13 protein-coding genes, 6 tRNA genes and 1 pseudogene are annotated in these 20,533 nt (G+C 43.7%); 6 read left to right on the top strand and 14 right to left on the bottom strand.

Annotated elements, in window-relative coordinates; translation table 11 throughout:
- Window positions 1–7 precede the first annotated feature (7 nt).
- The 3 genes from xylB (at window position 8) to ABXT59_RS03010 (ending at window position 3,453) form a co-directional block, all read left to right on the top strand.
- A complete protein-coding gene (xylB, locus tag ABXT59_RS03020; RefSeq protein ID WP_443637602.1) occupies window positions 8–1,432 on the top strand; it encodes a xylulokinase in 1,425 nt (474 codons plus the stop codon).
- A gap of 382 nt (window positions 1,433–1,814) precedes the next feature.
- Window positions 1,815–2,324: a YgjP-like metallopeptidase domain-containing protein gene (locus ABXT59_RS03015; protein ID WP_443637601.1), complete on the top strand. Its 510-nt coding sequence runs from the start codon at window positions 1,815–1,817 to the stop codon at window positions 2,322–2,324.
- 370 nt (window positions 2,325–2,694) lie between these two features.
- Window positions 2,695–3,453 (top strand): SDR family NAD(P)-dependent oxidoreductase, encoded by a 759-nt coding sequence (locus ABXT59_RS03010; protein ID WP_443637600.1) that lies wholly within the window; start codon window positions 2,695–2,697, stop codon window positions 3,451–3,453.
- A gap of 160 nt (window positions 3,454–3,613) precedes the next feature.
- On the opposite strand, the gene ABXT59_RS03005 is transcribed toward ABXT59_RS03010, so the two are convergent.
- From ABXT59_RS03005 to ABXT59_RS02995, 3 genes are read right to left on the bottom strand one after another with little or no spacing between them, the layout of a single operon-like run.
- Window positions 3,614–5,455 carry an ABC transporter permease gene (locus ABXT59_RS03005; RefSeq protein ID WP_443637598.1) on the bottom strand — a complete coding sequence of 614 codons (1,842 nt, stop codon included), beginning with the start codon at window positions 5,453–5,455 and terminating at the stop codon, window positions 3,614–3,616.
- Window positions 5,456–5,459: 4 nt separating this feature from the next.
- On the bottom strand, window positions 5,460–6,551 hold the full coding sequence (locus ABXT59_RS03000) for an ABC transporter ATP-binding protein (protein ID WP_443637597.1): 1,092 nt from the start codon (window positions 6,549–6,551) through the stop codon (window positions 5,460–5,462).
- A 12-nt stretch (window positions 6,552–6,563) separates the two neighbouring features.
- Window positions 6,564–7,826 carry an ABC transporter substrate-binding protein gene (locus ABXT59_RS02995; RefSeq protein WP_443637596.1) on the bottom strand — a complete coding sequence of 421 codons (1,263 nt, stop codon included), beginning with the start codon at window positions 7,824–7,826 and terminating at the stop codon, window positions 6,564–6,566.
- A gap of 343 nt (window positions 7,827–8,169) precedes the next feature.
- Here ABXT59_RS02995 and ABXT59_RS02990 point away from each other — a divergent pair, with 343 nt between their 5' ends.
- Window positions 8,170–9,009, top strand: coding sequence for a TIGR01459 family HAD-type hydrolase (locus tag ABXT59_RS02990; protein WP_443637595.1), 840 nt, complete (start codon window positions 8,170–8,172; stop codon window positions 9,007–9,009).
- Between the two features lie 65 nt (window positions 9,010–9,074).
- The gene (gene rapZ / locus ABXT59_RS02985; RefSeq protein ID WP_443637594.1) at window positions 9,075–9,929 is read left to right on the top strand and encodes an RNase adapter RapZ; all 855 of its coding nucleotides are present in this window, start codon (window positions 9,075–9,077) and stop codon (window positions 9,927–9,929) included.
- Window positions 9,930–11,047: 1,118 nt separating this feature from the next.
- Here rapZ and ABXT59_RS02980 read toward each other — a convergent pair.
- The 11 genes and pseudogenes from ABXT59_RS02980 to ABXT59_RS02930 all read right to left on the bottom strand — a co-directional run bounded on the left by ABXT59_RS02980 (window position 11,048) and on the right by ABXT59_RS02930 (window position 19,583).
- Complete coding sequence (locus ABXT59_RS02980) at window positions 11,048–12,301, bottom strand: lipocalin-like domain-containing protein (protein WP_443637593.1); 1,254 nt, start codon at window positions 12,299–12,301, stop codon at window positions 11,048–11,050.
- The gene (locus ABXT59_RS02975; RefSeq protein WP_443637591.1) at window positions 12,289–14,856 is read right to left on the bottom strand and encodes an FtsX-like permease family protein; all 2,568 of its coding nucleotides are present in this window, start codon (window positions 14,854–14,856) and stop codon (window positions 12,289–12,291) included. The genes ABXT59_RS02980 and ABXT59_RS02975 overlap by 13 nt, the downstream gene beginning before the upstream one ends.
- 229 nt (window positions 14,857–15,085) lie before the next feature.
- Window positions 15,086–15,643: pseudogene (locus ABXT59_RS02970) on the bottom strand (ABC transporter ATP-binding protein); the annotation flags it as partial.
- Window positions 15,644–16,343: 700 nt separating this feature from the next.
- A tRNA-Leu gene (locus ABXT59_RS02965) sits at window positions 16,344–16,429 on the bottom strand.
- A gap of 327 nt (window positions 16,430–16,756) precedes the next feature.
- The gene (locus tag ABXT59_RS02960; protein WP_443637590.1) at window positions 16,757–17,947 is read right to left on the bottom strand and encodes a sirohydrochlorin chelatase; all 1,191 of its coding nucleotides are present in this window, start codon (window positions 17,945–17,947) and stop codon (window positions 16,757–16,759) included.
- 251 nt (window positions 17,948–18,198) lie between these two features.
- Window positions 18,199–18,272, bottom strand: a tRNA-Cys gene (locus tag ABXT59_RS02955).
- 6 nt (window positions 18,273–18,278) lie between these two features.
- A tRNA-Gly gene (locus ABXT59_RS02950) sits at window positions 18,279–18,354 on the bottom strand.
- Between the two features lie 77 nt (window positions 18,355–18,431).
- A tRNA-Glu gene (locus tag ABXT59_RS02945) sits at window positions 18,432–18,507 on the bottom strand.
- Window positions 18,508–18,825: 318 nt separating this feature from the next.
- Complete coding sequence (locus tag ABXT59_RS02940) at window positions 18,826–19,278, bottom strand: pseudoazurin (protein WP_443637588.1); 453 nt, start codon at window positions 19,276–19,278, stop codon at window positions 18,826–18,828.
- A 43-nt stretch (window positions 19,279–19,321) separates the two neighbouring features.
- Window positions 19,322–19,397 (bottom strand) — tRNA-Gly (locus ABXT59_RS02935).
- Between the two features lie 110 nt (window positions 19,398–19,507).
- Window positions 19,508–19,583 (bottom strand) — tRNA-Glu (locus tag ABXT59_RS02930).
- Between the two features lie 213 nt (window positions 19,584–19,796).
- Between ABXT59_RS02930 and ABXT59_RS02925 the strand changes: the two genes are divergently transcribed.
- Complete coding sequence (locus ABXT59_RS02925; protein WP_443637587.1) at window positions 19,797–20,474, top strand: glutathione S-transferase family protein; 678 nt, start codon at window positions 19,797–19,799, stop codon at window positions 20,472–20,474.
- Window positions 20,475–20,533 lie beyond the last annotated feature (59 nt).

Here is a 20,533-nt window from a genome sequence, read left to right as displayed (position 1 = left end):
TTCTTGCGTGAAGGTTATTATCCTTGATGATGAGGATCAGTTGATCGCACAAGCTTCATCGGAATTAGAAGTGAGTCGGCCCCATGCACTTTGGTCTGAGCAAGATCCTGCAGCTTGGTGGCAAGCAACACATATAGCCATGCATGCTCTGCAAGAGACTAATGCCGCAGCTCTCAAATCTGTTAAGGCCATTGGCTTAGCTGGACAAATGCACGGTGCAACCCTACTAGGCGCGCAAAACAATATTATTCGACCCGCTATTTTGTGGAACGATGGCCGCAGCGAAGCTCAGTGTAAGGCAATAGAGATCAAAGAGCCCCGCACTCGAGCCATAACAGGAAATATTCCGATGCCTGGTTTTACCGCACCAAAGTTAGCCTGGTTGCGGGAGCATGAGCCCCATAATTTTGCCAAGGTCGCCAAAGTATTACTCCCTAAAGATTACTTAAGGTTTTTGATGACCGGTGACTTTGCTTCTGATATGTCTGATAGCTCAGGTACGCTTTGGCTAGACGTACAAAATAGGACATGGTCTCCCACTATGCTTAAGGCAACTGGACTGACTGAAGAGCAGATGCCTAAGCTTTATGAAGGCACTCAAATAACAGGTCAACTTGATGCGCATGTGGCAAAAAAATGGGGCTTGCAAGCGGTACCTGTGATCGCTGGCGGCGGTGATAACGCTGCTGGTGCTGCAGGCATTGGGGTGATTAATCCAAACCAAGCCTTTTTATCTCTCGGTACCTCTGGCGTATACTTTGTCGCTAACGACAGTTATCGCCCGAACCCTGAGAATGCTGTGCATACCTTTTGTCACTGCATAGACCATACGTGGCACCAAATGGCAGTGATTTTAAGTGCCGCAAGCTGCCTCAGTTGGGTGACTCAACTCACCGGCTACAAAGATGAAGCGAGTTTACTATCTGAGATTGAAAAACTCGACTTTTCAAAGCCTTCACAAGTCACTTTCCTGCCCTATTTATCGGGTGAACGCACACCGCATAACAACCCAAATGCGCAGGGGGTTTTCTTTGGCTTAGGCCATAATACTGACCCAGCCGAGTTAGGCCGGGCGGTACTTGAAGGCATTGCTTTCGCTTTTGCTGATGCCCAACAGGCCATGCTCACAGCAGGGACACAAATTGACACGGTATCTGTCATCGGTGGGGGCTCAGTGAGCCAACTATGGGGTAAAATATTAGCCAGTGTATTGAATAGAAACCTAGTTTATGGGCATGGTGGAGAAGTTGGCCCAGCATACGGCGCTGCTCGACTTGCTAAGATTGGCTTGAATTCTATGCCTGCTGGGCAAGTGTGTGTTGCTCCTAAAGTAAAGTACATAATAAAACCCGATGCAATCATGTCCAGCTATTACTCTAAACAACACTTGAAGTACCAACAACTTTATCAAAGTTTAAAACATCATTTTTAAGCTTTATGCGCTTTGAATCTAGCCTTCATAATGAATCACTATGCTTCTCACAAAACAGTCATTAGGCGATCACAAGAACCATCTAATGGGCGTGCGCTGAACTTCATTATTAACCATCAACACATCATTAATACTCTATCAACACTCCATTAACACAGTGTCAATGCACGGGTCGCATAATCCTCAAAAGATGGTTTTTACTTGAAAGTGAGTCAAAAATAGTTGATTGTGTAGCTCGGAATATAAGCAAATTTAAAACACAATTTAAAATAGTAATTAATGAGAAAGATCGTTAATTAGTTTGACTGGCTATTTGTGGGAGCTGAATTGATTAGACCCGAGAGCCACTTCAACTTTTGAATAAAAATCCCAGCTAATAATTATGCATACACTCAACTACCTCTCAGGTTATGAACCCAAGATACAGGACCAAGTATCGGGTTTACTGAATGACAATAAGCTTAAAGAATTCCTACTTAAACGCTATCCTAAAGCTCATGAAGTAAGAACAGACAAAGCTTTGTATGATTACACCATGTCGATCAAAAACCAGTATTTACGTAAGTCTAACCCTCTGTCCAAAATCCTTTTTGACGACAAAATAAGTTTGAGCCACCAAGCCTTAGGGCTGCACTCTTTTGTGTCTAGGGTTCAAGGAAGTAAAACTAAAGCCAAACATGAAATCCGCATATCCTCTCGCTTAAAAATAATGCCTGAACCGTTTCTACGGATGCTGGTAGTGCATGAATTAGCTCACTTAAAAGAGAAAGACCACAACAAGGCTTTTTATCAGCTGTGTTGCCATATGCAGGGGGATTACCACCAAATGGAATTTCATTTACGCCTGTTGTTGACCCAAATTGATCACTACTCAAATCCCTATGTTGAATGAATTAAATCCCTGTAAGCTGATAAATTTTTTTAGTTGTGACCCTTAAATAATAACGAGTTGATTTTTGCTTTACTTGGTTCTTGATTTACTTGGTTTTTATCTGCTTAACTAGTTGCGCATTAGCCACCTTTAATTCACTAAAAGCAAAAGTGTGGTACTTTGTCAGTGCGGTTTTTGAGGCCCAAATCACGACCCACAGCGAAGCCTTTGATTAGGTTAGGCAAGGTTGGCTCACTCTGCTGCAGCGTCAACACTTTTACATGTATGGGATTGATCCGCTATGGCCTTGGTTTGAGATTATTTAAAACGTTTAAACCTACATCAACCAACCCCATAATAATCAGCGCCCAGTCAAAAAAAGGGATACTCAATGGATCAAGCAACATTTGCCACATACCCAAGTCTTAAGGGTAAAACAGTTTTTATTACCGGCGGTGCATCGGGTATTGGGTTTGAATTAGTGCGCGGCTTTGCCGCCCAAGGCGCAAACGTAGGCTTTGTAGATTTGCATGAGTCTAATAGCCAAGCTTTGTCTGATACTGCGGTTAACATCACCCATGAAATTTGTGACCTGACCAACATTGACGCCCTGCAAGCGGCACTGACTAAGTTAGCGTCCCGCCTTGGACCAGCGACAGTGCTGGTAAATAATGCGGCCAATGATGATCGCCATAACTGGCAAGATGTCACACCCGCCTACTGGGATGAGCGCTTACAAACTAATCTAAGGCATCAATTTTTTGCTATTCAATGTGTGGCTCCAGGCATGATCGCTGCAGGCGGCGGCTCTATCATCAATATGGGCTCTAACAGTTGGCATGAAACAGGGGGCGGTTTCCCCGCTTACGCTACGTCTAAAGCTGCCGTGCATGGACTCACAAGAACGATGGCAAGAGATTTAGGACAACACCGCATTCGGGTCAACACCGTCGTTCCTGGATGGATCATGACTGACCGACAGAAAGATTTATGGGCCACACCAGAGGCCCTTGAGAGTCAGCGGCAAAGGCAATGTTTACCCGATTTAATTGAGCCTATTTACGTTGTTAGAATGGTCATTTTTTTAGCTTCCGATGATGCATTCATGTGCTCTGCTAATAACTACATGGTCGAAGGCGGATCTATTTAGCCAGCCACTTATTCCCGTAACTGCGCTACTTAAACATCCCAGAAGCAGAAAATATATCCGTTCGATTTTGGCCTATTGAGTTTCACTGCTGGGATGCAGTTAACAACATTAGTCCCCAATTCTTAAGCTGCCAACATTCATCCTTTGAACTGTCTTTTGACTAGGTTGCGTTAAGTCTTCCAACACCCGCCTTACGCGTAATGAGACGCACGATCACACTAATGATAATAATAAGTAGTACTAACATTAGAGTCACAGCACTAGAATGCTGAGCCATGTCCTGTTCTTGATAACTAAATATTAACCCTGTCAGAACCATGTTGCCGGGTGAGATTAACAAAATAATCAAAGATAATTCCCGCATCGCGGTAATAAATGTGAGCAACATGCCCGCTACCAATCCACTCATGGACAGGGGAATAATAATTCTAAACATGCGCCTGAACCAACCAATACCTTGCACTCGAGCGGCTTCCTCTAGCGATTGATGGATTTGTAAAATTGCAGCAATGCCTGTGCGTGAGGTGAAGGGTAAGTTTTTAATCACCGTAATCAATACTAAAATCGTAAATGTTCCATAGAGTGCAGGAACGGGACCAATACTGGTTGAAAACATGCCAATATAAATTGCACCTAAGGCAATGGAAGGGAATATATATGGCGCAAAAGCAATCGACTCTAGCCATTTTGACAAACGCGCACCGCGCCCCCGAACCACAGCGTATCCAACTAAAAGACCTAACACCCCGTTAAATAATGCAGCAGCGAAACCCAACTTTATGGAATTAAACAAAGCCTCTAGAATGCCTTTGTTGTGGATAATTCCCGGTTCCCCGTAGGCTAGATTAACGTTGCCCTGGCCATTCCAAAAATAAGTCGTTAGATTTGCTAAGCTATAATCACCTGGAATTAGCGTTAAAGATTCCCACAGTAAAAGAATAAGGGGTAATGCTACAGTTATGCAGAGAAATAAAATCACCAAAATTGTTAACGGCCAGCGCATTTTACCCAGATCACTTTCACTCTTGCGAAAACCCTTGCCTGTCATTGTCACGTAGCTTTTGCGTACGCCAATAATACGGCTATTAATCCAGATAAAAGAAATGGCTAAAATAATTAAAACCAGCGCCAACACAAAAGCGTCGCCTTGGTTGCGGGCGTTAATTGATGCATAAATTTGCGTAGAAAAGGTAAAGAAACGAACCGGCAGACCGAGCAATGCTGGGGTTCCAAATGTTCCTAAAATACGGATAAACGTGAGTACTATGGCAGAACCAATTGCGGGCATCAATAAAGGCATCGTAATAACCCATATGCGCTTCCATTTACCCATGCCACTGGTGGCACCAGCCTCCTCTAACTCACTATCCACGGTAGCCAATGCGCCAGAAATCAGTAAATATGCGTAGGCATAGTAATGCATCGCCAAGGTGATCACGATGGGAACAATGCCATATGCAACCCAGTCAGGGGCTTGCACACCGGTCATATAGGTTAGTAAGCCTTCAGATCCACCAATGCGGTCATTTTTAAACAAACTCAGCCAAGCAATGGCCATCACCCAAGATGGCATCATGTATGGAAACACCAACATTGCTCCAAACACACCCTTAAAGTGAACATTAGTTCGAACCATTAACCAAGCAAGACTAAAGCCAACAATTAGAGCAATGACCGTCACTGCAAAGCCCATGATAAGACTATTGATCAACGGCTTATAAAATAAAGCAGCTGAAATAGGCTGGTTAAAGACGCGGTCTAGGTGAAATAAAGTAAAACTACCCACGACCCCGTCTGGCTCATAGGCAAGATCATAGCTTTGAAATGTTAATGCATCTTGGATAATTTGCAGCAATGGCACCAGCACAACAAAACTTAGAAAGCCAAGTGCCAAAACACCAATCACTAACTCAGGCCGATTTTTTAGCCGATAGACCTGATAAGACAGACCACGCCAAGACCAAAAGGCTGGTTTACCACTTTGGATAGAGGCTTTTAACATGGCGTTAATGCGCCTCGTTACGCAAATTATTCTGCGTATCTATGTCAAAAAAGCTCAGTGCTTCTGCTTCGAAATCAATCCACAGTGGGGTACCCTCTGGTAAGGTCATGAAGCCAGATTGAAGCAAGGTTATGGGGGTATCCCCTACCTTCACTTCTATGATTGTATTCGCACCCGTAGGCTGCAAAATTTCTGTTCTAACTTCTTGCCAACCCGCTTGGGCAGTTTCAGATACGCTTATTTTTTCTGGTCTTATGCCAGCAATCAGACTACCACTGCGTTCAGTTAACGTGTCAGGGAGAGGGATGGAAATAGCGCCACAATCGAGTACTCCATTGGCAATACTTCCTTTAAATAAGTTAATTCCTGGGTCACCAATAAATTCAGCTACGAAGATATTAGCTGGATGATGATAAATATCATAAGGGGAGCCTTGTTGCATAATTTGCCCCTCATTCATAATAATAATACGATCCGAAAGGGTTAAGGCCTCAATTTGATCATGCGTTACATAAACCGTTGTCGCCCCTAAATCACGATGCAAACGCTTGAGACTTGCACGCATTTCTGTGCGTAATTTGGCATCAAGATTAGAAAGGGGTTCGTCCATCAATAAAAGCGAGGGTCGCAGAGCAATGAGTCGCGCCACCGCTACTCTTTGTTGCTGACCTCCTGATAACTCAGACGGGTAGCGTTCGGCGTAACCGGTCAATTGCACCTGTTCTAAGGCTGTTTCTAATCTTTTGGCGATGTCACTTTTAGATATTTTTTGTTCTTTCAAGGCTAGGGTAATGTTCTTGGCCACAGTCATGTGCGGCCACAAAGCATAGCTTTGAAAAATTAAGCCAAGGCCACGCGCTTCGGGAGGTATCACTACCCCGTCATTGCGCGAGAACACGACCCTATCACCAAGTTGAATAGTCCCCTGATCTGGCTCCTCTAACCCTGCGATCATGCGCAGGGTAGTGGTTTTACCACACCCAGATGGACCTAAAATAGTTAGAAATTCATCTGGTTGAACAGTCAGGTCGAGGTTTTTTACAACCAACTCTTTACCATAGGACTTTACGATTCCCTTGAGTAGTATTTGTCCCATTGAAGAGCCCCTTTATTGGCTTGAGTGTATCATCCAAAAATCACGCAGGCGCGGACCTTGCTCCCACATAAAATCAGCTGAAACATTCCAACCTACCATCTCGTCCCAAATCTCACCACCTTGGGGCAGAGGCACATCGCTGCGGGGGCTCACTGAGCCTGCATCGTGGTAGGGCGCCAAACCTTGAAGCAAATCAAAGCTTGCTCCTTCAAGATAGGGTTTCTCTAATTTTGCATCCAAATTTAGATCAGGATTACCCAGCAAATAAGCAATTAAAACTTTTGCCGCATTGGGATTCGGTGCATGCGCACCAATCGACATAAAGTTTGGGTAGACTAAGCGTGAAACCGGATCAAGATCAGACACGATGGCGTTTACATTACCTTTTGAATCATTGCGCGCTATATAAGTCATGTTACTCATAGCAATCATGGCATCATCTTGACCTGCCTTACCGGCAGCATCAGCGAGCTTTGAACCCGACTTATAGATCACGATATCATTATCAAGCATGCGCTTTACGAACTCATAACCAGCATCTTGCACACCATCACTTAGAACAATATCCTCGCCCATCAAGCGTTTGTAAGCCGCAGCCATTTGTTCTGGATTTTGCACCAAGGTTGCCAGTCCCATGAGTGAGGATCCTGATGACATTGGGTTTTTAATGCCCACGCGACCCCGATATTTCTCTTGCGTAAGTTCCCACACGTTGCTGATGGGTGATCCATTAGGATTAGATTCTGCATTATAGAAAAAGGTCATGGCTTCGTTCACACGAATCAGTAGAGGTTCACGATTCTCAAGCGGAATTCGATCGACAAAATGAGCAGGTACATAATTGAAAATGCGATGTTTGCCCAAGAGTTCATGTATGACTTGGCCAGAGTTACCTGTGGTGACAACATCAGCTGTAAAAATACCAGCATCTTGTTCCCGAACCGTTTTTTCAATGGTTTTAACAGACCCAAGATCATAGACTGTTAGCGTAATTCCAGGATAAAGGGCTTGAAAATGGTCGACCAATTTCGCAATGCGACCTGAGGCCGTATAAACTGAAACCTCACCCTCCTCTTTAGCTGCGGCAACGATACCTTCCCAATTTTCTTGCCCGGTTGCATGGGGTCCAAGCGCATTTTCCATCAACCATGCATCAAGCTTCGAGGACGCATCCTGAGCTGAAACCAAAGAAGCTGCTGCAGAAAATAAAGCTACCGCAGCTACCTTTGATAGAATTTGTTTTAGACATTTATTTTTTATCTTTTTTAACGCCATCTTAACTCTCCCTAAATTACGTTCTTAGTTGTGTACCTATTTATATAATACTAAATAGTACTGAAGATCAACTTATCATTTTCGTAGTGCCCATAAAAATCCATACAACATATTTTTGCTAGACCCTGTTTTTGGCTAAGGGTTTTATTTAGTGACAGGGGAGTATTTTTATACTAGGCTTTGACACTTAGGAATCGGGATTCCTGTCCTCTTTACTCTATTTTTTAGGGTTTCCACACTCTAATATTGAAGCTATTTTGCAAGGTTAGAAGTGTTCTAAAACATATCCAGATAGATAATGATTGCTTATTTTTACTGCTTTATGGGTGTGCAATAAACAGACATGACACAAATACTAGATCGAATTTCACAAGTAGCATCAAACTATGATGCCATCGTTTTAGATCAGTATGGAGTGCTGCATGATGGAACCAGCCCCTATACCGGCGCTATAGAGTGCCTCACTAATCTTGCCTATTCTGGTTCACGCCTAGCCGTGCTATCCAATTCAGGAAAGCGCAGCGCATCTAATGCAGCCCGCATATCGAGTATGGGGTTTGCAGACTCTTTGTTCGACGTGATTATGACCAGCGGTGAAGCATTGTGGCATGATATTTTGACCGGGACTATTATTGAGCGACGTTTTTTCCCTGTAGAGAGTCGCCCTGATGATGCCATTAAATGGGCGCAGGGCTTAGACATCCAATTTGAAGATTCAGCTAACACTGCTGAAGCGGTTTTACTCATGGGTTTGCCTGATGGGCACAGTACACGCCAATGGCAAGATATGTTAGATCAAGCATGGTCTGCAAAGCTGCCCATCTATTGCTCAAACCCAGATCTTTTAAGCCCTCGTGCAGGTGCCCAGCTGGTGACGTCACCTGGCGCCTTGGCCCACGCATACGCCAAACGCGGTGGCCGAGTTGTGTTTTATGGCAAGCCTCACCGAGTGATTTTCGAAGGTCTACAACAGACACTTGGAGCAAAGCGGCTGTTGATGGTTGGAGATAGTCTAAAACATGACATAGCAGGCGGACAGGCTGCTGGTTGGGATACCTTACTCGTTCAAGGAGGTCTATATGCCGCAGAGTTTCAACATAGAGACCATGACACAGTGCTAAGGCAACTGGTGGCTAAAACAGGCTGCCAACCACCCACTTATTCAATTAATACCCTAAAATAAATAATACTTTTTATTTTAGAACTATGAGGACGACTCAACTAAAAAGTTATAAGGAGAATTATAAGTTGAAAAAATCCATTCTATTTGTCACGGGCATATCAGGGGCAGGAAGAGCAGAAGTAATGAAGGTTTTAGAAGACCTCGACTTTTTTTGTATAGACAATTTGCCCCTAGCTTTGTTGCCTAACTTGACACAATTGAACGACATAACAACGACATCTGAACAACGTCTTGCAGTTGCGGTGGATGTGCGCGGGCGTGGTTTTTTCTCAAAGTTTCTAGCCACCGTGGATGACTTACAAAACGAAGATGCGGCACATCGTATCCTATTCTTAGATTGCGTTGATGACGTCTTAGTGCGTCGGTATTCAGAAACACGCCGTCGCCACCCCATTCATGAAGGTGACAGCTTATATGAATCTATAGCTGCAGAACGTGTTCTTTTGGCAGAAATTAAGGCTCGATCTACTTTTGTATTAGACACTTCACTGATGAAAACCCATGAATTGCGAAACCGCATCGGACAGATGGTTTTGCATCGAGATGTTAGCCTTGACCTTATGGTCAATGTTATGAGTTTTGGGTTTAAAAATGGTGTGCCATTGGATGCCGATTTTGTGTTTGATGTGCGGTTTTTGGCCAACCCTTACTATGAATTAGAATTAAGGTCTCAAACAGGCTTAGATACGTCAGTCTCCGAGTATGTGCTTGAGCAACCTAAAGCCCTTGAGACGGTAGAGAGCATCTCAACCTTGATGGAGAAATGGATTCCATTACATGCGGCGGCTGGAAAAACGTTTTTGACCGTTGCAATAGGATGCACTGGCGGCCAACACAGATCGGTTGCAATCACTCAAGCTTTAGTGGATAGCCTTAACGAACGGTTTACCTTAGTCACCGCAATGCATCGTGATCTTTAAAAAGACGAGTTGTTACAGGACGTCTTAGGGTTTTTAATGACAGATCATGTCGATCTTGTAACTGGTGCCTTGGGCGCGTATTGCCTTTAGTCCGATTCCTAATGGAAGAGCCAGAAGCCCCAAATACAAGCAGGTTTAACTATATCCGTGACTCTCAAGCTGATCAAGAGGATCATTGTGGTTCACACCTGTGGTTTACAGGTCTGTCAAACACCTAATCCCATAGACTCCTCACACCACCTCACTCCAGTGATAACTGCATGATCTCACACAAGGCAAGACTTCTAACTGTCAACTCATTCAGCGTGTCATAATGGGCCAGTACAGAGGCTGTTTAAGCGTAATTGATGGCATAACCGACAGGATAGATCTGGGTCTCAGATGGCCCAGTAGGACTCGAGGGATGAGTGTATTGTTACTGACCTAACCCATTGATAACCCGAGAGATTCTGATGAACCATATGAGGGCCTGCAAGCACCCTAAGAGGTTGATTTATATCACCAATACACAGGCTTAGGTTGGTATATTAGTCTTCCTTAGAAAGGCTGTATGAGCCTCGTATGGGTACTTTTGATGGTGGTTATATCCTGATTAGCCTTTGGTGTCAGCTGGGCTGTTTGGTAGATCAGGGGGGTGTAGCTAATTAAGGTGGGTACCTGGATATAGCAGGGTGAAACTAAAGTATGGTTCTCTAGGGGAGTTTGGAGAAATATTACTTCATATTGCAATACGGCAAGTTTATATAAAAATTCCAGCTTGATTCCGATGCAGGAGAAGCCTTGAATGCTTTACAAGAAGCAATAGAGAAAAGGGAGAAGGGAATCACGGATGATTGGTAAAGAATCTAACGCCACAATCAATCATCTGCCATTGCCCGTTATGCCCATAAAGATTGATGTTCATACCTATTTGGCCAGTTACCCCCAAGAGTAAAAACCATAAATCTTTTTCTGTTGGGTCATATTTCAATGCAAGTGCTCACGGTAGTGATTCAAAAATAATGTTTAAAAGCTAGTATGCAAAACTAGTACGTAAAACTAGTACGTAAAAATTAAGGGGTAAGAGGTAAGCACGTAAAGATCAAAAAACTATTGATGCAGTTGCGATGTATTTATATTCAGTAACCGGTCAATTCTAAAAAGCCGACGCCACCATGAGAGCCTTCAATCTTGACCATTCCCTCATAGTAGGGAACAGCGGCGTTATTCCACTGCTTATCTTTTAATGTCGATATGGTTAGGTCTATTTTTTTACTGGGGATTATCAGCTTCCAGATTAAAGGTAATTGCCTACCATTCACCTTTTTAACAGATACTGGCTGTAGCGTTAGATCGCCTGGTTGCAGTGTGATTTGTTCGCCGGTGCTGGTGATGTATGATCCCGTCACATAATCATCTTGATTTTTTAGGCGCATTCTAAAAGCCATTATTTTGTTGCCGTCATCTAAATGAAGTGATAACCAATCCCAACCTTGAGTACCAGTATCGAGTAATTGAGAGGTCCACTCTTTGTCAAACCACGCCTGACCTTTGAGTTTTATAGGCGCGGTCGTTACGGTATCAATGGCTTGCGTTAGCTCGCCTTCAATACTGATAAAAGGCGCACTATAATAGTGAGACGCGTGGCCGCTGTTCGATTTTACACTAAAGCCATTGTCACCATGTTGCACCAAGGGCCCCGTCTGATTCAGCGTAAATGTAGCGCTCGCCTCTGCGTTTGGTTTTGAGGTATCGGTTGCGCTAAAGGTCAGTGTCGACGGAAACAGTCCTGTATCGCCATCACTATTTAGCCATTGCCAATCATCAATAAATAAGTTCAGTGGCAACGCTGTAAGCCCAGCATTACCGACCCCTCCACGAGCAAATTTTTCAGAAAACCAATGGGTATCTAATGAGTGAATGGATGCATGTGCCATGTATATTTGATCGTTATGCCACTTTTTATCTAAAGATACAGTCGACTCATTTAACATAACAGGAGAATTCTTTAATGACGAAGACGAGTTATTCCCTTCAGCTTGAGAGCTTCTTGGGCGTGAGTTTTTAAATCGAAATAATGTCCACTGCAAGCCGTAGGGATCGCCAGCCTCGTCTTGCAAGTTAGCGGTTAAATACCACCATTCGATATCAAATTGATCGTGTGTGCCGTGATCCTGCGGAAAACTCATGCGGTAATCTGGATCAGCTTTTTTACCCATATTACTCGCTAAGGCATTATTAGAATCATCATTTTGCTCGTACACGTTCCGACCAAAAACCGACATGTTAGCTTGAGTCTTAGGGGCTATCTGCGAAGTCACAACGACGTAAGTACCCAATAAAAACACACCTGCTAGGCTGAGACTGACGATTTTTTTATTTAATTTAGCCATCGAATATCCTCCATCAAAGGGCGCTTACCGGCTTTTATAATGGGTATAGCGATGATTAACAGCACAATGCTTAAACTAACTGCATAAATTTGAAGAATTTTTATGGCGTTGATTTGAAGTGGATAAGTCCATTGAAATGCCTGTAGATTAATTTCATAAATAAGCACCCAGCTCAATAAAATACCAAAGGGTGTGGCAAAAATAAGAGCGATGAAGCATAGTAAAAAATACCGAAAGAGAGCAAGTAGCTGGGTTTTAATTGCCGACACACCAAAACTACGCAATAGCATGTTTTGTGGTCGAGCATCATTCATTAATACCACTATTGCACAGGCGAGAGATAACGCAGCCACTAGCAGCGTCACTATATTTAACCCATCAGTAATAATAAAAGTACGATCAAAAGTTTGTTTAGATATAGCTAATAGTTGTGCGGCATCCAATAAAGATTTCTCCGAGTCTATGCCTTGTATGTCTAGTGCGACTTTAAACCGTTCGAGTCCCGCTGCATCTGTATTGATGGCATAAATTGTACTTTTGGAGATTGCAGCATCAAATTGAGATAATGGTAGCAGAATTTGCCGATAAGGATTACCAAAATCATAAATAATACCCTTAATGACATAGGCCGTTAAGCGTTGCGTCGATGGATGCGGAACATTGATCATGTCATTAATGTCAAGTTTATACTCGAACGCAAATTGCTGATTAACGAAGACTCCATTCGTCTGTTGAAACGCTTGCCAGGCAGCAGCTTTATTGTCTACTTTATCAAATACCATCGCGTCTTTAAACTGCTTGGTGGATGGGTAGCTATGTTGCTGCAGTAAGGTACCCTCGTAGGTAGTATTATTTTCAAAGCGCTGAAACACCTCTACTTTGGCCTCGTGCCCGATTGCCGCTATATCTACATTGCCTTCGTAATACAGATAATAATCTGTCGCTAGCCGCGATTCTAGCCACGACACGGTTGCGCCTCTGAAGCTGTCTACCATTAAGTTCATGCCTATATTGCTGGTGGCAGCAATAAAAAATGCACAGCAGGCAACCTTAGTTTTACCTGATAAAGCGCTACTTTGTTTGGTGCTAATACGTAGCATAATAAAGCGAGGCGGAATCAGCCGATAGACTGAATCAATCACCCGCGGATAATTAGCTAGTAATAAACTACAGCCCGATAATATGAGTGTTGCGGTAGCGACGAGTAATAACCATAGCGCTGTTGCAGCATACAATATAGCGCACGCTAGCAGCGCAAACAGAATACATAACACCCAAAAGTTGCGTTGCCATTTTGCTTGATTAGCCGCCAAGTTATCGTGCGCCTGCGTTGAATGTAAAGCTTGGTTGCTTGAGCTAAAGGGCGCCACGGTCGCAGCAATACTGCCGCACACGCTGATGCCAAATACCTGTAAAAACAGGCTTAAGAGCGAGGTGTTGCCAAACCCAATTTCTACGCCATATAAACCCTCAAGCGTGGCCTGCACCGTTGGTGCAACGATATTAGATAAATGAATACTTAAATAAATACCTGCGCAGACGGACACAAAAGTAATTAACACAATTTCTATAATTTGGCTGACAAAAATAACGTAGCGGGGGAAGCCTAGTTGACGACAAATCTTAAACCAAGGCATGCGTGCGTTGATGAGTAAATTGACAGCGTTGATGACAATGAATAAGCACACGACAAACATCAATAAAGCCATGGCCAATAAGTTCATGTGAAAACTATTGGTGAGCTCGCCTTGAGGTGCACCATCACTCAACGAAACTAGCTGCAAATGTGTAGGTAAAACGGCGCTAAGATCCTTGACGAGTCCATCGAGTTCTGGCCCCGCCTTTGCGCTGACCAACAGTAAACTCGTTAAATTACTACCAGGAAACAAGCGATAGAATTCGCCAATGTCGGTCACCATGTCATTGCCTAAACTGGGGTCTTTAAGTACAACGAGTTTGGGTAAAGCGATTGTTTTTATTGACGCTGGCGTCTCCACATCGGCATTGTTATTACTGCCGTTAGCAGCATCATTGCCGTCATTAAAAGGAATTGAAAAATTATTTAATGTCTTGTCAAAAATGGATACATCACTATTGGCGGTCAGTTGCGCTAGCAGGGAGGGGTGGACAATACCGGCAGGCATAGAAAAAGGAATAGCAGTGAGTATTGCGGTTTGATCACTTTGGCGTGATGAAAGACCTGCGCTCTTGGCGCCACTGCTTATTAAAGGCATTAGCGCGATGGTATCGATGCCCGTAATGTCTATTCGACGCATAGAGACTTTTTGTTGCTCTAGCTGTGTCTGCGTCTGTTGCTCGGCATAGATATGAGTTGACGTTTGTGCGACAGCGATAAGTTGGCTAAAGCCGAGCCTGCGCAAATATGCGTAATCGCTTTTGGCAAGTATGGCTTGGGCATTTTTAGGGATAACTTGATATTTAACATTGCTGATCAAAAAAGTACTGTTACTGGCGTAGCTTTGTTTGGCGCTAGCATTAACGATTAATACGGTAGATAAGCCACAAGCAGCAATTAAAAGCGATGCGATAAGCATCAACACACTAAATTTTGTGGATTTGTAGCTACTCAACAGTAATTTAAAAAAAAGTGTGATTTTTATCAAAATGGGTTTAACTCGCCTCGCTCACTAAACGACCCTCACTCAAAAAGACTTGTTGATCGGTGAGTTTGGCGACTCTTTCGCTATGGGTAACTAATACCAGTGTTGTTTTAAGTTGTGCGCAGGTATCTATCAATAGGCGGCTAACAATGTCTGAGTTTTTGTTATCTAGGTTACCGGTAGGTTCGTCAGCTAACAGCAATTTAGGCTTATGCGCTAACGCTCTGGCAATCGCAACTCGCTGCTGTTCGCCTCCCGAGAGCTGATTGGGTAGTTTGTTGATATGCTTTGAGACGCCCAGAGCCTCGATTATAGTGTCGATGTAGCCTACATCGACTGGGCGGCCGTTAATAGCATTGAGTCTGGCTGGCAAATAAATGTTGTCGAGCACCGATACCACGTCTATCAAATTATATCGTTGAAACACTATGCCAATTGTCGACATCCTGTAATTATCGGCTTGTGACTCCGACAATGCAGTTATATCGTTAGTTATATTGTTGGTTGTGTCTGACCTTAGTACGCCGCCCAGCAGTATTTGACCCTCATCTGGTTTATCTAGGGCAGCCAGCAGATGCAACAGAGTCGATTTTCCCGATCCAGATGCCCCTCGAATACTGACACTTTTACCCGCTTCAATCACAAACGAGAGTCGATCTAATATTTTTTGTTGTGCCGTACCGTCTTCAAATGATTTTGAGATATTGACTATTTTTAACATGTTTTATTAATGCTTTTTAGTGAATAGTTAGGCTAGGAGCAACCACAAATAAATCCAAGTCTTTACTCAAAAAGCTAGCCATAAAAAACGACTAGCTGTACTTTATCTATTACCAAACAGTATACGTTGCTAAGTGAATAATTGGGTAAATGCTTATCAAATAGATCCTAATAATAACATTATGCAGTAATGAAAAAGCAAGGCTTATACTCGGATCTTTTGTGTGAGGCAGCGGATGCAAATCATCAGCCTATTGGTTGAGGTGGCCACTGTTAATTTCTAACCTTTTCGCCACCTTGATGTGTTCTTGAGATCAAGTTACGCCACAGATCACTATTGTGCACTATAACTGTGGGACCAAATAGATTAGTACACTTTCCCTAATAATATAGTACAGAACTACGTTAGCTTAAGCTCGTTAGTTAAAGCAGTACATAAAAGGGGATTAACCATAGTAAGTTGCCTTTTAGAGGAGCATAAGCTGCTGGCCCTTTGACCACCTAGGGTACTGCCTTTACCAGTTTAATATAAACAAGATGCTGTTCCCACTTATCCAAAGGGATACGACAAGAGAAGTAGTAAGTATTATTACGAAGAAAAAGATAACTAGGTTGGTTTACAACCATGGTACACACCCCACAAGAAAAATTGATGGAAGTGCCGGTATCATGGGGGTTTCAGGAGGGTTCCTGAGGAATCTTGGTGCCTTGGGCGGGACTTGAACCCGCATAGCCATAAGCCGCGAGATTTTAAGTCTCGTGTGTATACCAATTCCACCACCAAGGCATGTAGGGTGAACGTCTCCCGAAGAAGAGGCGTGATTATACATTATGGTTTAAAAATCGCAACAGCATGACCTAGGTTTTTAAGCTTTAAATGCTGTTAGTTTAAAACCATCTGATTTGCCTTATAAATTATCGCTGATGCAGGTTTAAACGCACATTAACATAGGCCATCATTGGCTGACCTATGTTGTTTGTGAAGAGTCCTAAACTCAATCTTTTTATCCCTCTGGCCAGCAGCACTAATTAAATAGTACAACGCCGATTCAAAACACGATACTTGTTCTAATGCCCCTTTGCACGTCCCCACAAGGCAACGCTATCAAAAGCCCTACTTCACCTTACACTGAGGAATTTGATCAATCACTGGCCTACCTAAGGCTAACCGAAGCGCACGTTCCTCATCCACCACAGCTTGAGGAAACTGTCCCATAAAGCAACAGCAAACATTTTCATCAATCATGGTTCTGGGCCCATGTGGATGAGCAATGTGTCGATAGGGAGCATGGGTATGCCCATGACCAGAACGGCTGTGTCCAGCCTCCTTTTGATGCGCATGCGCATGCTCGTGGCTGTGACCATGAGTGTGACCATGAGTGTGAGTGTGAGTGTGGGTATGAGCTTCTGCCACCGATTCAACTTCTGGCTTAAACTCAGCATGATGATGGTGAACCGTGACTTCACCAGCAGCGAGCCTTGCTTGAAAGTTTTCCATTAGGCCATCGTTAACGGCAGGTTGTGACACGGTTTCTTCAATTCTCTCAACGAAGGTATTAATCACATGAGATTGATCACGCAGATAATCTGCAACGTGAAAACTGACGTCAGGATGATCAGCGACGACCTTTTCAATATAACCATGAATTCGGCCAATTAGTTTGCCTGAAAAAAGGAAATATGGAGCCACCACTATTTTCTTAAAGCCAAGTTTTAAGGCCATCTCTAAGCCCCGACCCACCGAGGGAAAAGTGACGCCAGAATACACAGTTTCACACCAACCAAAGCCCATATTTTCTGCCAAAATACGAGTGAGTTTAGACACCTCTGCATTGGCTTGTGCCACCGATGTACCCCGACCTACTACTACCAGCATGGTATCGTATAAAGCACCCGGTTTTGGCATTTCAGAGAGGTTAACGGCTTCCATAATTCGGTGTTGAAAGGCCATGATCATTTCGTCATGTAAGCCCAGCTCTTTGCCATATTTAATGGTCAGTGCAGGGTTTTTCTGCATATAAGTGGTTAAGACAGAGGGAATATCATTCTGTGCATGGGTCGCTGAAAACAGCATACCAGGCACCGCATAGATGTTAGTAATGCCCTTTGCGATCAAACGATCTAATGCCATGTGTATATTTGGTGAAGAATATTCCAAAAAACCATATTCAACTTCGAGCTGGGGGAACCTAGCGCGCAATCCAGTTGCCAATAGGCTGAACTCTTCTTCAGCAATTTTGGCTCGGCTGCCATGGCCGCAGATAATGATTCCAGAATTTTCAGGTAAAGAATTTAATAGTGACATGTAGATCTCCTTAAGCTGCGGATTATACAGTCAGATCGATAAGGTTAAACACCCAGAGCGTCAAATAACTCTCAATTTGCGCCGGGTTAGTTCATTTATTAACTGTGGTGATCAAAACTGATGCATTAAGATATCGCTTAGCGACTGGGTTACCTAAACGGTTGGCTCAAACCTTAATTCGGGCTCAATAGTGCAGATGAGAAAAAACTAAGAGAAAGTCTATGACTCGCTTCGTCACAACCCTATAAAAGTGGAGGCCGAACCCGGAATCGAACCGGGGTTAGCGGATTTGCAATCCGGTGCATAACCACTCTGCCATTCGGCCTAAATTTGGAGCGGGAAACCGGATTCGAACCGGCGACCCCGACCTTGGCAAGGTCGTGCTCTACCAACTGAGCTATTCCCGCTACACATCACTATTTTAAGGCATGTGACGCGCCTTTACTACTCTAACCCTAGACCCTAATTTGAGAGGCTGTTTTGTTGGCATCCCGTAGGGGGTTCGAACCCCTGTCGCCGCCGTGAAAGGGCAGTGTCCTAGGCCACTAGACGAACGGGACGCTATAGCTCTTCAAAGAGTGGGCAGGATAGTATTGATTTTGCTGGATTATGTCAACCGATAATTGGCTTATGATGGGTAATCGCCGGTATTTAATAATTTAAGCCAAGTCAGGGCATCTAGCTTGACTATTAGGGATTTTTTTTGGCCCACCTAGGGGAGAGCAAGAAAAATGAAGCGCACACAAGGCGAAAGTTAATATTTAGAAGTCTGCTGTTATCACTGTCATTATGCTGCAACAATTGCTTCGCTTTAAAAGCCCAACTGAATTATTCCTAGTTTAACTGTTGCTCATATATGGGTTACGTTGCTGAGTGATTTAGTCAAGCTGGGCTAAATAATTATCTAAGCGCTCCTTATTAGCCACAAATCCAGTGCTTTTTTTCACAGCTGCTGATTTAATAGCTGCTAAATTCCCTTTTCCTTCTCCTACATTAATGACTCCAACCATGGCCATCATAGCATGCGGCGTGCACTGATATACATAGACGCCGGCTTGGTCGAAGGTCACTGTGATATCTGTACTGATTTCTCCATACCAAGGGCTGGCACCTTCTGGGATCATGCCTGCAATCGACGCTGAGTTATGTGCCATATCGGTTGCCAAAAAAGTAACAGTATCGCCCATTTGCACAGATAAGACTGCTGGTTCGAATACCATATAACCATCGGCGCCGCTATTTAGCATTTTGACTTGATGTCCAGCGGCATAAATGCTGCTGGGTAATAAAAGTGTGGCTAGCATAATGACGATTGGTAGGCTTGTTTTCATCTTGTTAACTCCGCTAAAAGTAGATTGCTCTTAGGATTAAAAATGGAGCGGGAAACCGGATTCGAACCGGCGACCCCGACCTTGGCAAGGTCGTGCTCTACCAACTGAGCTATTCCCGCTACATATCACTTGTTGGAGGCGTGTGATTTGCCTTTACTTATTTTAAGTTTACAGTTGGAGGTTAGGATTTAAGTCAAACGTCTGACTTCTAACTGTAGTCCAAAATAAGTGGTATCCCGTAGGGGGTTCGAACCCCTGTTACCGCCGTGAAAGGGCAGTGTCCTGGACCACTAGACGAACGGGACACATTCGCGCTTGATCTGACCTTTTGGTCGTACCAAACTGGAGTGCGCATAGTAGTGATTGAGCCGTTTTCTGTCAAGCACTAATGTAAAAATTATTGGGTTTATTTCAACCACTTAGTTATTTATTACAAGGGACCACTATATTCGTAAATTATTTGAGTTTACGCACCCTCTCAGCCACAATAGCGCTAACTATTTTTTTGGTTTTCTAATATGGCCTTTACACTTCACGGTGCGCCACTCTCGCCTTTTGTACGCAAGGTGATGTACTTGCTGAACCTTTCTAACACTAAATACAAACTAAAAATTGTAGTGCCTGGCTCTGTGCCCGATGACTTTGTCACCATTAGCCCTTTTAAAAGAGTACCTGTGCTGCAACAAGATGACTGGTTTCAAGCTGATTCTAGCATTATCTGTCATTACCTTATCGAATCCTTAGGCCACGACGCATTAACATCACTTATTCCTTCCACAGCAAAACTTCGGGCTCAGATGCGCTGGCTGGAGAAGTTTGCTGATTACGAACTTGCCCCAAGGCTCACTTTTACGGTCTTTAGACAACGCATTATTCTACCCGTGTCAGGCAAGACTCCTGATGAAGAACTTATTGGCAGAGCTCTAGAGCACCACATACCACTCCTATTGGATTACCTTACCAGCCAACTGGGCACACAGGACTACTTTGTTGGTCATTGTTGCTCTTTAGCTGATATTGCGATTACCAGCCAAATGATTAATTTTATGCATGCTGGCGAAGCCATAGACCACAGAAAATGGCCCACTTTGGCGGCCTATTTTGAACGCATGTTAAGCCAATCTATGTGGCACACTCTAGTTGAGCGAGAAAAGGTGACGCTTGATAAAATTCGCCCAACACACTTAGTCCCTTGACGCAGAAATTACGCGGTTACAGCTTGGCTTTGGGACTGCTTTTAAGCGTTTTGTCCTTG

This window comes from Candidatus Njordibacter sp. Uisw_058, from assembly GCF_047730065.1.
Classification (GTDB): Bacteria; Pseudomonadota; Gammaproteobacteria; order Pseudomonadales; family Balneatricaceae; genus Njordibacter.
This window is presented reverse-complemented; position numbering and strand designations above follow the sequence as displayed.

Bases quoted from the DNA above. Each gene is read 5' to 3' on its own strand.
- ABXT59_RS02995 (WP_443637596.1), bottom strand. From the start codon at position 7,826: ATGGCGTTAAAAAAGATAAAAAATAAATGTCTAAAACAAATTCTATCA.
- ABXT59_RS03000 (WP_443637597.1), bottom strand. From the start codon at position 6,551: ATGGGACAAATACTACTCAAGGGAATCGTAAAGTCCTATGGTAAAGAG.
- ABXT59_RS03005 (WP_443637598.1), bottom strand. From the start codon at position 5,455: ATGTTAAAAGCCTCTATCCAAAGTGGTAAACCAGCCTTTTGGTCTTGG.
- ABXT59_RS02975 (WP_443637591.1), bottom strand. From the start codon at position 14,856: ATGCTTATCGCATCGCTTTTAATTGCTGCTTGTGGCTTATCTACCGTA.
- ABXT59_RS02960 (WP_443637590.1), bottom strand. From the start codon at position 17,947: ATGTCACTATTAAATTCTTTACCTGAAAATTCTGGAATCATTATCTGC.
- ABXT59_RS03010 (WP_443637600.1), top strand. From the start codon at position 2,695: ATGGATCAAGCAACATTTGCCACATACCCAAGTCTTAAGGGTAAAACA.
- ABXT59_RS02990 (WP_443637595.1), top strand. From the start codon at position 8,170: ATGACACAAATACTAGATCGAATTTCACAAGTAGCATCAAACTATGAT.
- ABXT59_RS03015 (WP_443637601.1), top strand. From the start codon at position 1,815: ATGCATACACTCAACTACCTCTCAGGTTATGAACCCAAGATACAGGAC.
- ABXT59_RS02925 (WP_443637587.1), top strand. From the start codon at position 19,797: ATGGCCTTTACACTTCACGGTGCGCCACTCTCGCCTTTTGTACGCAAG.
- ABXT59_RS02980 (WP_443637593.1), bottom strand. From the start codon at position 12,301: ATGGCTAAATTAAATAAAAAAATCGTCAGTCTCAGCCTAGCAGGTGTG.
- ABXT59_RS02940 (WP_443637588.1), bottom strand. From the start codon at position 19,278: ATGAAAACAAGCCTACCAATCGTCATTATGCTAGCCACACTTTTATTA.